This window comes from Mesorhizobium sp. M4A.F.Ca.ET.090.04.2.1, assembly GCF_003999085.1.
Lineage (GTDB): Bacteria > Pseudomonadota > Alphaproteobacteria > Rhizobiales > Rhizobiaceae > Mesorhizobium.
Genome location: NZ_RZOT01000128.1, coordinates 1 through 11,988, shown reverse-complemented (window position 1 = coordinate 11,988; position 11,988 = coordinate 1). Strand labels below are relative to the sequence as shown.

10 protein-coding genes are annotated in these 11,988 nt (G+C 60.4%); 1 reads left to right on the top strand and 9 read right to left on the bottom strand.

All coding sequences use genetic code 11. From position 1 onward, the window contains the following. Positions 1 to 428 (bottom strand): GNAT family N-acetyltransferase (locus EN781_RS11755; protein WP_127400008.1); only part of this gene is annotated, 428 nt, incomplete at its 3' end. 173 nt (positions 429 to 601) lie between these two features. Then, a complete protein-coding gene (locus EN781_RS11750; RefSeq protein WP_245455428.1) occupies positions 602 to 1,525 on the bottom strand; it encodes a hypothetical protein in 924 nt (307 codons plus the stop codon). 105 nt (positions 1,526 to 1,630) lie between these two features. On the opposite strand from EN781_RS11750, the gene EN781_RS11745 reads away from it, so the two are divergent. Then, positions 1,631 to 3,046 carry an adenylate/guanylate cyclase domain-containing protein gene (locus EN781_RS11745; protein ID WP_126058889.1) on the top strand — a complete coding sequence of 472 codons (1,416 nt, stop codon included), beginning with the start codon at positions 1,631 to 1,633 and terminating at the stop codon, positions 3,044 to 3,046. Between the two features lie 21 nt (positions 3,047 to 3,067). On the opposite strand, the gene EN781_RS11740 is transcribed toward EN781_RS11745, so the two are convergent. From EN781_RS11740 to EN781_RS11710, 7 genes are all read right to left on the bottom strand, one after another. Then, complete coding sequence (locus EN781_RS11740) at positions 3,068 to 3,547, bottom strand: class I SAM-dependent methyltransferase (protein ID WP_126058888.1); 480 nt, start codon at positions 3,545 to 3,547, stop codon at positions 3,068 to 3,070. A 190-nt stretch (positions 3,548 to 3,737) separates the two neighbouring features. Further along, positions 3,738 to 4,919, bottom strand: a complete 1,182-nt coding sequence (locus EN781_RS11735; RefSeq protein ID WP_126058887.1) for an ABC transporter permease — start codon at positions 4,917 to 4,919, stop codon at positions 3,738 to 3,740. Further along, the gene (locus EN781_RS11730; protein ID WP_126058886.1) at positions 4,916 to 5,914 is read right to left on the bottom strand and encodes an ABC transporter permease; all 999 of its coding nucleotides are present in this window, start codon (positions 5,912 to 5,914) and stop codon (positions 4,916 to 4,918) included. Before EN781_RS11730 ends, EN781_RS11735 begins: the two co-directional genes overlap by 4 nt. 2 nt (positions 5,915 to 5,916) lie before the next feature. After that, entirely contained in the window at positions 5,917 to 7,815 is a 1,899-nt protein-coding gene (locus EN781_RS11725) for an ABC transporter substrate-binding protein (RefSeq protein ID WP_126058885.1), read from the bottom strand. Further along, a complete protein-coding gene (locus tag EN781_RS11720; RefSeq protein WP_126059398.1) occupies positions 7,812 to 9,707 on the bottom strand; it encodes an ABC transporter ATP-binding protein in 1,896 nt (631 codons plus the stop codon). Before EN781_RS11720 ends, EN781_RS11725 begins: the two co-directional genes overlap by 4 nt. A gap of 142 nt (positions 9,708 to 9,849) precedes the next feature. Beyond that, the gene (locus EN781_RS11715; protein WP_126058884.1) at positions 9,850 to 11,190 is read right to left on the bottom strand and encodes an adenylate/guanylate cyclase domain-containing protein; all 1,341 of its coding nucleotides are present in this window, start codon (positions 11,188 to 11,190) and stop codon (positions 9,850 to 9,852) included. Positions 11,191 to 11,649: 459 nt separating this feature from the next. Then, on the bottom strand, positions 11,650 to 11,988 hold a 339-nt coding region (locus EN781_RS11710), incomplete at its 5' end, for a DUF3095 family protein (RefSeq protein ID WP_127400007.1).

Sequence of the window (11,988 nt, the reverse complement as noted above, 5' to 3'; positions counted from 1 at the left end):
GTGTAGAGACGGATGGCCGGTTCGTTGTCGGCATAGACCGTCAATTCGACCCGTTTCAGGGCCCGCCAGTTGTCGGCCACGTCAAGCAGCGCGCCAAGTATGGCAGAGCCAATGCCCTTGCCGACAAAGGCATCGTCGACGCCGATGTTGATCTCGCCGATATGCGAACGGCGCGGCGAACCCTGCACGACCAAGCTGCCATGGCCGACGACCTTGCCGTCCAGCTCCGCAACGATCCAGGTGGTTTCCTGGCCGGACTTGGCGATGCGCCGCTCCACCTGCTCCACCCTCTCGAAGGGCATCCTGAAAGTGCCCCAGCGGAAGCCCGGCATGTTGAAGATCGTGCAAAGCGCCTCCGCATCGCTTGGCCGCACGGGTCGGAGCTGCGGCTGGATTTTCTCGGAGGATGGCGAAGTCGTGCTGTTCATGGCGTTCCCGGCTAGAGCAATTCCAGGAAAGTGTAAGCGGTTTTCCGCCCGGAATTGCGTCCGAACAAAGATAGAGCAGTTCGCCGTTTCCTTTGGAACGATGAAATGCTCTATGGTAATCGGCTGGGCACGATGCACCGGACGTCACCTGAAAATCCAGCCGTCTCTGCAATCTATGATGCCGATTGCGAGCCAAAGTAACGAGAGGCGACGTACAGTTTGAAGACGCCGCTGATGCCGATCCAGCCGAAAAGGGCGAGCCACGCCAATGTTCCGGTCGCCGTCCAGCCGATCCGGTGCACCGCGGCGTCGGTGATGACGAGGCCAAGGATGGCAAGCAGGCCAACCAGAAACTGCGCCAGGCCGAGCACCAGCAGTTCCTCGCGCGGCGCGCTTCTCCACACAAGATATATGCCGCCCGCACCGGCGAGGAAGATGGCGCTATAGACCTGAGCGTGGAAGGCATCGACCGGCCATGGCCAGGTGCTGCTGAATGTCAGGGGAAACAGCAGCAGGCCGACGCCATAGAGCCCAAGGATCGCCGATTCCACCGGCATGTAGCCGCGCCATGCGGCGCTTAACGTCACGCCTTTTGCCGAAGGACGCGCCCTGGCCCGCCACAGGAACACCCCGGATACCGCGACCGAGCCAAGATAGACCAAAAACCAGAGCCACGGTGCTTTGCGCTCGAAGTTGAAATAGCCGAGATTGATGAATGAAGCCGCCGACACGATGACGGTGAAGATGAAGGCCATGACGAGCACGAGCCTGCCGGGCGACCAGCGATTCCACAACAGGAGCGCCGCCATCACGACCATTTCGGCGGTGTAGAAGCCGCCGAGGAAGCGGGCATTGAACGGCGTGACGGCCCAAGGCCAGCGCGGCTTGACCAGCACAGGCGCGAAAAACAGGCCCGCGCCCACGATCAAGACGATGATGACCGCCACAGAGAAAAGGCGCAGGGCCGCGGGAAACGGTGGGTTGTTGGATGTCGGCATGGGAGCGAGCCCCAAAGATGAATGCCTATATACCATCAAAGTGCCGCTTGCGGCCGGTGAAAATCTGCCGAATGGGAATTGAACTGTCACCAGGCTCATCTATTCGAATGGCCGTACGGTCCGTTTCGACGTAAAATGGGGCACTCGGACCAAAGCGCGGTCCGGTCAACTCGCCTCGAGGGCGCATTTTCCGGAGCCTGCACGATGAACGAAGCCCAGGATCTGTTCTCGCTTCTGCGGCAATCGACCGATGTCGATCCACTGGCAATCGAAGCGATCAAGCGAACCATCGCGGAGGGCGAGGACCGTGAACTTTGCCGCATCAATACGCTGGCCTTCGCCAGCAAGCATGGCCTCGACGAGGAGCGCGCCATAAGCGCCTTTCTCCATGCTGCGCGGGTCGGCATCTTCGACATTTCCTGGAATGTCCTGTGCCCCGGCTGTGGCGGCGTGCTCGACACCAACGCCACGCTGAAAACCCTTCAGAAGGACGAATACAGCTGCGCACTGTGCTCGCAGGGCTATTCGCCGACCCTCGACGAGATGGTCGAGGTGACATTCACCGTCAGTCCCCGCATACGCAGGATTGCGGCCCACAATCCACACGAACTGCCGATGGTGGAATATTTCCGCCAGATCTACTGGGCGTCCGGCGTCGATGTCCCGGATGAGGATTTCGCGAAAAAGCTGGAAGCGTTCTCGCTGGAGGATATCGAACTTGCGCCCGGTGAAAAGGCGGTTCTGCCCATACAGCTTCCGTCCGAATTCATTATCGTCTTCGAGCCGGTCACCCATTCAGCGCAGTTCATCGACGTGAAGGGCGAACCAACAAAGGAGCGCCGAAGTCTCTCTTTAGTCTTCGACCGCGACCATATCCAGAACCAGACGCTGGAGATGCAACCTGGCCCGTTGCGCATTTCGCTGGAAAACAGGACCGAAACCCGCGTGCTGCCGACGGTCTTCATCGCCGGCGAGGCATTGCATGATTTCCTGGGCAAACGCCGGCCCTTCCTCACCGCCAAGCGCCTGCTCACCAACCAGACGTTCCGCGATCTCTATCGCACGGATACACTCGACATCGACCAGCGCCTGAAGATTACCAGCCTGACCTTCCTGTTCACCGACCTGCGCGGATCGACCGCGCTTTACGAGCGGGTGGGCGACCTTGCGGCCTTCGATCTCGTGCGCGCGCATTTCCAGATTCTGCACGAGATCGTGGCGGCGGAGGCCGGCGCGGTGGTGAAGACGATCGGTGATGCGGTTATGGCGACCTTCGCGACGCCCGATCGTGCGATTGCCGCGGCCCTCAGGATGCGCGATGCGATGCGTGCGCTCAACGACACGAGCGGGCGCGAGGATTTGCTGCTCAAGATCGGCGTCCATGCCGGCCCCTGCATCGCCGTGTCTTTGAACGAGCGGCAGGATTATTTCGGCCAGACGGTCAACATTGCGTCGCGGGTCCAGAACCTTGCCAACGCACAGGCGATCTTCGCCACTCGCGCGGTGGTCGACGACAATCTCACCGCCGACCTGTTGCACAGGAACGCGCTGACGCCCGTAGCCCACGAGGTCTCGCTGCGCGGCATTGAGCGAGAGATAGCAGTATATACGATCCCTTGAAGACCTGAGTCGTTCCGGCTCTTACACGCGCCTATAGATAAAATAACGATCTGCGGGCACCGAAGGCGGCGGCAAGAGGCGCTGCAACTGCGGGTGGTCGAGCGGCGTGCCGCTGACCGCGATGCCGCCGACGCGAAGCAGGCGCGCGGTCAGATCGGGAAGCCAGGTAGCGGTCACTGCATCGCGATCGTCATAGCCGGTGCCAATGTCGGCATGAACAAGGGCGGCGTCTATGCCAATGAACCTGTTCGCCGTCTCGCGTATTTCGCCGAGCACAAGGTTTTCAGCTTCGGGGATTGAGCTGGCGTGCGCGGCGAGCGCGCGGTCGAATGCCACGATCCGGCGTCCGGGCAGGCGCTCGCGCAGATGATGGAACGTCCGGCCGTTGCCGAGGCCGAGTTCGAGCACGGGGCCCTCGATCTTCGCCACCCCCGCGCAGACTTGATCGAGAATGTCGCGCTGTGCGGTCAGCCTGCGGATGAAGCTCTCGAGGCGAGACATATGCGTCTGTGTCCTGAACCGGCTCAAGTGATCGGCAATGCCCGCGACCATAACGGTTCACGGGTTAAACCCCCGATCGAGCCTCGCCGCATATAGAGGCGAACGATCAACACCGCAACAACCGAACAGGCTGCCAACAGGGGTCTTGCCGGTGCAGCCGGCGGGCCCGGCGCGCGGCGGGACAGCGATGTCACTTGTAGGGGTCTGCGGCGTCCCGCAAGCCGTCGCCTAGGAAGTTGAACGCCAGGATGACGAGAATGACGGGGAGCATCGGCAAAAGCAGCCATGGATAGAACGCGATCACGCTGACGCTGCGCGCCTCGGTGAGCAGGATGCCCCAGCTGGTTATCGGCGCCCTCAGTCCGAGCCCGAGGAAGCTGAGCGCCGTCTCGCCCAGGATCATGCCTGGTATGGAAATCGTCGCCGTCGCGATCAGATGCGACATGAAACCGGGAATGAGGTGCCGCCGGATAATGCGGCTGCTGCTGGCGCCCATCAATTGCGCGGCCAGAACGTAATCCTCCTCGCGCAAGGCTAGAAGCTTTGAACGCACTGCCCGCGCCAGTCCGGTCCAGTCGAGCAGCCCGAGGATGACGGTGATGCCGAAATAGATCAGGATCGGACTCCAGGTCATCGGCATGATCGCGGCCAGAGCCAGCCATAGCGGAATGCTGGGAATCGATTGCAGAATTTCGATTATCCGTTGAACGATCAGGTCGAAGATACCGCCGTGATAGCCGGCCAGGCCTCCGATGACTATGCCAAGCAGGAAGCTGAAACTGATGCCGACGAGCCCGATTGTCAGTGAAATGCGTGCGCCATAGATGACGCGCGAGAAGACATCGCGCCCTAGCCTGTCAGTGCCGGCAAGAAAGAGCTGGCCGTTTTCGGCAGGGCAGACAAGGTGCCTGTCACCTTCGATCAGACCCCAGAACCGATAACCGTCGCCCCTGCAGAAGAAGCGGATCCGCTGTACATCATCCTGTCTCTCGATGTAGTTCCGCTTGAGCGTGTCCATATCCAGCGTCATCTGGCGGCCATAGACGAACGGCCCGACGAACTGGCCGTTGTGGAACAGGTGCACCCGCTGCGGCGGCGAATAGATGTAGTCCATGTTGCGCGTGTGCAGATTGTAGGGTGCCAGGAACTCGCAGATCAGTATCCCGAAATAAAGCGCTGCCAGGAACATGCCGGATATAAGGGCAAGCCGATGCCGTCGGAATTTCCACCACATCAGCCGCAACTGTGACGCCTGAAAAACCTTCGACTGCTCCGGCGTCATCGCCTCGACCGACTGCAGGTCAAAGGGCGCGATGGAAACGTAGTGTTGCAGTGGGGCACCCGGAGCGGGCAGCGGCGATTGCGTGTTCATTTGGTGCTGCCGCCCTGCAAACGAATTCGTGGATCAAGCAGCGCCAGCGCCAGGTCGGAAATCAGGACTCCGATGACCGTCAGGAAAGCGAGGAACATCAGGAACGACCCCGCCAGATACATGTCCTGGCTCTGCAGCGCCTTGATCAGCATCGGCCCGGTCGTTTCCAAAGACAGCACGATCGCCGTGATTTCAGCGCCGGAGATAATGGCCGGCAGGATGGAGCCGATGTCCGAAATGAAGAAATTAAGCGCCATGCGCAGCGGATATTTGACCAGCGCCTTAAAGGGATGAAGGCCTTTGGCGCGCGCGGTCACGACATATTGCTTGTGTAGCTCATCCAGCAGGTTGGCGCGCAGCCGCCGGATCATGCTTGCCGTGCCCCCGGTGCCGATGATCAAAACCGGGATCCAAAGATGGGCGAGGATCGACTTCGCCTTGGCCCAGCTCATCGGCTCGCTGAGATATTGCTGGTCCATGAGATGGCCGATGGACGTGCCGAACCAGATATTGGCGAAATACATCAGGATCAGCGCCAGCATGAAGTTCGGAATGGCAAGGCCGAGAAGGCCGAAGAAGGTCAGGCCGTAGTCGCCCCAGCTGTATTGATGCGTGGCGGAGTACATGCCGATCGGAAAGGCGATGAGCCAGGTGAAGACGATCGTGACGAAGGAAACCAGCACGGTCAGCCACATTCGCTCCCCGACGACGTCGCGAACTGGCAGCTCATATTCGAAGGAATAGCCGAAATCGCCGTGCAGCATCCCGCCGACCCAGTAGAAGTAGCGAATGATCGGCGGCTTGTCGAAACCATAGTCCTTGCGCATCATCTCGATGCGATCGGAATCCACCGCTTCGCCCTGAGCCCGAAGCTCGGCAACATAGCTGTCGAAATAGTCGCCAGGGGGAAGTTCGATGATCGTGAACACCAGCGCCGATATGACCAGCAGCGTTGGAACCATCACGGCGATGCGCCAGACAATATATCGAAGCACGCTCAGGTCTCTCCAAGCCAGAATGTATCCGGCATGTAGACACCGAAATAGGCTGTCGGGTCGTAGCCGTAGAGCGCCTTTTCAGGCAGATTGCGCAGCCGCGAGGATGCCAGAACCGGCTGATGCGTTCCGTTCACCGTGCCGATCGAGAACACCTGATCGGTGTAGATCGACAGCATTGAATTCCAGATTTCGGCGCGCTCCGTGGCTTCGGTCGATGCATTCCAGCGCTTGAGCAAAGCCATCAACTCGACCACAGGCGCAAGATCGGGCGCCTCGCCGAGCGTGCCGTGAGACAAGTAGTGAGCACCCCAGAGCGGCCATTGCAGCTGGTCGTCGATGGTGGGGGCCAGCTGGTACGGGTTCATGTCGGCGGTCGGCACGCCATTGTCGATGCCCGACCACATCGACATCATGATCTGGCCGCCAAGCGCGCGGCTGCGGAAGATGTCGCGCTGCGAAGTCCGGATAAACAGCGCAATGCCGATCTTGCGCCAGTGATCGGTGATGAGTTCGAGTGCGTCGGTTTCCAGCGTGCTTTCGCCGGCCGTTTCCACGATGATCTGCGCCGGGCGTCCATCGGGAAGTATCCGCAGGCCGTCATCGTCACGCGTCTGAAGCCCGACCTCGTCGAGCAGGGCATTGGCCTGGTCGGGGTCATGGGCGACCCAGGCTTTGGCAAATTCCGGCCGGTAGAGCGGGCTCTCCGTCAGGACCGTATCGGCACTTTCCTGCGCCAATCCGTAGAACACGGCCATGTTGATCTCGCGCCTGTCCACAGCGAGCGAAAGTGCGCGGCGCACGCGAACGTCGCGAAGAAGGCCACGCCACACCTGGTCGGCGCAATTCAGATTGGGTAGCAGCGCCAGCCGCGAACCCTGTGTGCGTTTCCAGAGATGCATCTTCACCGGGTACCGCTTCTCCGCGTCCTTCAGGAAGGCGTAGTCGGCGAAGTCAATTCCCATGCTTTGCAGGTCGCTCTCGCCCGCACCGGTCTTGGCGGAAATGATCGCCGACGAGCTGACATTCATGACGATGCGGTCAACATAGGGTAGTTGCCGGCCATTCTCGTCTATTCGATGAAAGAACGGGTTCCGCTCGAAGACGAACTGTTCGGCCGGCGGCTTGGTCCGGTTCTGCCAGGGATCGAGCGTCGGCAGATCCGGGTTCTCCGGGCGATACTGCCGCGACATGCGGATATGCAGGAGCGTCCATTTCTTGGCCCGGTTCTCCTTCATCAGGCCGGCGAGCCGGAATGGATCCTGATATTTCTTGTGGAACTGCTTGAGATAGGCGGCCGGCAGAACAAGCGATAGCGGCGAAGCAGCAGCGAGCTTGGGCAGGAAGTCGGGATTGGGCGCATCCCAACTATAGCGGACCGTCAACGGATCGACGATGTCGAAGCGCGGCGGCTTGCCGTCAGCCAGCAGGGCTGGGGCGAGCCCGCCTTGCGAAAGCTCATCGTTCAGCCAGACATCTTCCCAACAATAGCGAAAATCCTCCGGCGTCAGCGTGCCACCGTCAGACCATTTATGCCCTTCCCGTATCTTGAAAGTGAAGACGCGATCATCCGCTACGTCGAAACTTTCGAGAATGTCGGGTTGCAGGTTGAGCTTTTCGTCATAGCCGACCAGGCGAGCATACCCATAGATCGTCATCAGCCGGATATCTTTCTGGCTGCCGATGATCGTGCGCAGCGTGCCGCCATACTGGCCGGGCTGCCGGCCGATCGCAGCGAGATTCAACGCGCGCGGGCGCTTCGGCAGACGTTCGGCGAGTGCCGGCAGCGCCCCGGCCTGCAGCCGCGGCTGAAGAAATTCCGGCTCCAGATCGCCGGCGCTTGACGTATTCGGCAGAAATGCCGAAGCCATGAGCCCAAGGACGGTGCGCCGGCTGATCAAGGGCGTAGCTCGCTGACATCGGCCGAACGTCGGGCCAGCACGAGGTGGCCGCCGCCAAGGTCGAGCGGCGACAGCGTATCCTCTTCGCCCTCGTCGCGGAATTGCGGTCCCCAAGCGCTGGTGTCGGAAGCGCCGCCGAGCTTCAGCGTCTTGAAATCCATCGGCCTGTCGAGATCAGGGAAAGGTACTGCGGCAACCAGTGAGCGTGTGTAGGGGTGGATCGGTCTCCTAAGCAGAATTTCGCGCGGCGCAAGCTCGACGATACGCCCGCCGCACATGACCGCGATGCGGTCTGCCATGTAATCCACCACCGCCAGGTTGTGGGATATGAACAGGTAGGTCAGACCCAGTTCCTTCTGCAGGTCCTTCAGAAGGTTCAGTATCTGCGCCTGGACAGAGACATCGAGCGCCGAAACCGGCTCGTCGCAGATCAGGAGTTCAGGCCCCAGCGCCAAGGCGCGCGCAATGCCGATACGCTGACGCTGCCCACCGGAGAAACTGTGCGGATAACGCTTGATAAAGCGCGGATCGAGCCCGATTGCCTGCATCAGGCTCTTCACCGTGGCAAGTCGGGACGCGGCATTGCCACGTTGATGGATTTCCAACGGCTCGCTCAAGATGTTCTCCACCGTCATGCGAGGTGAAAGCGACGAAACCGGATCCTGGAAGACCATCTGGATTTTCGCGCGCAGCATACGCAGGGCATCTCCCTCGCCTTCCAGGACGTCGATCGGCCCATCGCGGCCGTTGAAGATCACAGAGCCGCCGCTAGGGGTGACAGCCCGCATAAGGATCTTGCTGACGGTGGTTTTGCCGCAGCCGCTTTCGCCGACCAGACCCAGGCACTCACCCCGCCTGATATCGAAGCTCACGCCGTCCACGGCACGAACAGAGGTTTGATGATCCCCGCCGAACCATCCGGACTTGCGGATAGTGAAGGTCTTTTTCAGATCCCTGACCGATAGCAGGAGGTCGTCCGGCCCCTTCGATGCCGGCGCCGTCTGCTCGCCGAGCAGGTTCCCGACACTCACCGGCACCTCGCGGAGCGCCTTTAGCCTTTCGCCAGGCTTCAGGTCGAAATGCGGAACGGCTGCCATCAGACCCTTAAGGTAAGGGTGGCCTGGCCGGCGGAATATCGCCTCGACGGGTCCCGCTTCCATGATCTCGCCATGGTACATGACCACCACCTCGTCGGCGACATTGGCGACCACGCCGAGGTCGTGCGTGATCAGCAGCATCGCCATGTTCAGCTTTGTCTGAAGCCCGCGCAGCAATTGCAGGATTTGCGCCTGTATGGTGACGTCCAACGCCGTCGTCGGCTCGTCGGCGATCAACAGGGCGGGCCGGCAGATAAGCGCCATGGCGATCATCGCGCGCTGACGCAATCCTCCCGAAAGTTCAAAGGGATACATGTCGTAAGCGCGCCTGGGATTGGGAAAGCCGACAAGGCTGAGCATTTCCTCGGTCCGCGCCTTGCGCTCCGCCCGAGCCATGGGCGTATGAATCTGCAGGGATTCGCTGACCTGGTTGCCGATCGTGTGCAGCGGCGACAGCGATGTCATCGGCTCCTGAAATATCTTGCCGATGCGGCTCCCTCTCAACGCTCGGATTTCGGGTCCATCACGCGGCATCTGCAGGATATCCTGCGTCATGCCGGGTTTTTCAGGGTCGGAAAACAGGATACGGCCGCGAACATGGGCTGTGTTCGGCAAAATGCCCATCACTGCCTGGCTGAGAACCGATTTTCCGGAACCTGACTCGCCTACAAGCGCGGTGACCTTGCCCGGCAGGACGCGAAGATTTGCGCGCCTGACCGCATGCAAGGGTCCCCCAATAATGGCAAAAGAGATGCCAACATCCTCGATCCGTAGCAGATCAACGCCCGAATTCATTCTCACACCAGTCCCACTCTGGCAGCTCCCAGAAAGCGAGACTACCGCATTGCCAGCTTGTAGCAACTTGGATTCGAAGCGGGCCAGTGGCGGAACCTGCGCCCGGACGGCCTGCCAAGGGCGTTCGGGCTGTTCGTTACGCTTACTGGAGCTTGCTCGGGTCTCCCGCCGATAGCCGGGCGGCATCGCGGTGCAGCAGCATGACCTGCTCGGCCTCCGATTTCCGATCGTGAATGGTCTCCATCGCACCGTCCTCATCGAGTGCGAGCGCACCCGACAGATCGGGTGAAAGCACCGTCAGCTTCTGCTTGATGCCAGTCAGCTCCTCATGGCCCAGCGTCAGCCAGCTGTTTGCGCCGCAATAGCTGGCGAAGTCCTTGCTGGCGAGAACGCTGTGCGGATACTTCTTGGTCAGGATCTGGAGGCGCTGGACCTCGTTTACAGCTGAGCCGAAGGCAGAGAATGTGAGCCGGTCGGTAAGCCCGACATTACCGAACATCACATTGCCGACATGCAGGCCGATGCCAAATTTTATGTCGGACAACCCCTGCTGCTTTCGGCGCAGATTGAGATCCACGACGCGCGCGGTAGCCTGATGCGCTGCCGCAAGAGCAGCCTGGCAGGCGATCTCGGACTGCGAACGGTGCCGTTCGCAAGGGTATACGGCAATGAAGCCGTCCCCAATAAAACTCATGATCTGCCCGCCTTTGCGATTGAAAGGTGCGGCAACGGCGTCGAAAAACTGGTTCAGCGTATCGATATAGATTTCACGGCCCGAGGTTGCGGCAAGCCTTGTCGAGCCGCGCATGTCGCCCATGACAAGTGCGGCCCGGATTGTATCGCCCTCGCCGCGCCTGATCTGACCGTCAAGCACGCGCCTGCCGGCGTCGCCGCCGAGATAGGTGGTCATCATGTTGTCGGCGAGCTTGGTAAGCACCGCCATCTTGGTTGCGATCGCGAGATGGCTCTGGATGCGAAGCAGCGCTGAAATCATGCTATCGCTGAAGCCTGCAGTACCGTCGGTGGACCAAGACCCGATCATGCCCTGACTTGTGTCGTCGCTGAAGGGATGTACGAAAGCCATGTAGTCGGTGACGCCCATAAGCGCGAGTTCACCGAAAATCGGAAACTCCGGCGGCAATGACGGGTCGATCCGGCGTCGCAGATGGTCGAGCTTGTTGCTGAGCAGATGGTAGTACGGGCTGGTCAGGAATCTGTCGGACGGCTCGCCGGGCTCAACCCGGAAGCCTTCCACTTCCATGCCCTGGCCGCGAATCCACGTGAAGCCAAGCGCATCATAAAGCGGGTGCAGCATCGAAAAGCTCAAATGCACCCGCTTTAGCGGCAGGCCGGCAGCAGCCAGCCGTTCGCAAAAGCCCTTTACCAAGGCTTCCAGGTCGCTGCCCGCCAGCGCCGATTGGGTCAGCCAATCTGCAACCTTATCCATGAGAATGGTAGAAATTTCTGCTTGCGTTTTACTCATGCTCTCTCGAAACCCGTCGAAGACGAAGCCATTATCCGTTGATCCGCCATAACACAGTCCGCCAACGGCCCAATAGGTCGCCCGAAGTCAACGAGGCCGGCTTCGGCGGCAAAAGCGGCGAAGAATTTCTCGGATGACTATCCTCGCAGCCAAGGAGCAGGCGTAACTGCATCTATGTCATGTCGACTTATGTGGCGAGGGCGCCGGCAGAGTGCAATCACGATACTGACATCGGGCAAAAATTCGCCGACCCGGACGCCGTCAGGCCTTCACACCGTCTCTCGAGACAGCCCGAGGCGGCCAAAGAACATTGCGTGTGTCGACTATCCGGAGGTGAGGCGTCCAATAAATCTGGTTTCCCGTCAACTCCGGACAGGCTGTCCGTTCCCATGGTGACTTGGGTCCCAAGAACCATTGGCCGAGGCATATTGCGGAAGATCGATTTCCGCAAAGCCGTCATCAAACCGGTACCTTCGCCTTCAGGCTTGCGGCAGCCACGGCATAGCCGCCGGCCGCGCCATCGATGAAATGAAGGTGATCGCGCTGCAGCGGCGAAGCGACCAGGCATGTCATCAATGCCGATTTCTGGCGGTGCAGGCCATAGTTGCAGATGCCCGCCTCTTCCGCCTGCTTCAGCCGGTTCTCGATCCGTTGCAACACATCCGCGTCAACGTCGATGGTCATCTTCAAGCCGTCGTCGAACTTCCGGAAATCCGAGTTGCTGGCCACGTCGCGTTTGTAGATCTTCGGATCGAAACTGCCGATCGTCCAGCCATATCTATCGGTGACAGCCGTAAG

Excerpts from the sequence above, each read along its gene's own strand:
- EN781_RS11750 (WP_245455428.1), bottom strand. The coding sequence starts at position 1,525 with ATGAGCCTGGTGACAGTTCAATTCCCATTCGGCAGATTTTCACCGGCC.
- EN781_RS11745 (WP_126058889.1), top strand. The coding sequence starts at position 1,631 with ATGAACGAAGCCCAGGATCTGTTCTCGCTTCTGCGGCAATCGACCGAT.
- EN781_RS11740 (WP_126058888.1), bottom strand. The coding sequence starts at position 3,547 with ATGTCTCGCCTCGAGAGCTTCATCCGCAGGCTGACCGCACAGCGCGAC.
- EN781_RS11735 (WP_126058887.1), bottom strand. The coding sequence starts at position 4,919 with ATGAACACGCAATCGCCGCTGCCCGCTCCGGGTGCCCCACTGCAACAC.
- EN781_RS11720 (WP_126059398.1), bottom strand. The coding sequence starts at position 9,707 with ATGAATTCGGGCGTTGATCTGCTACGGATCGAGGATGTTGGCATCTCT.
- EN781_RS11715 (WP_126058884.1), bottom strand. The coding sequence starts at position 11,190 with ATGAGTAAAACGCAAGCAGAAATTTCTACCATTCTCATGGATAAGGTT.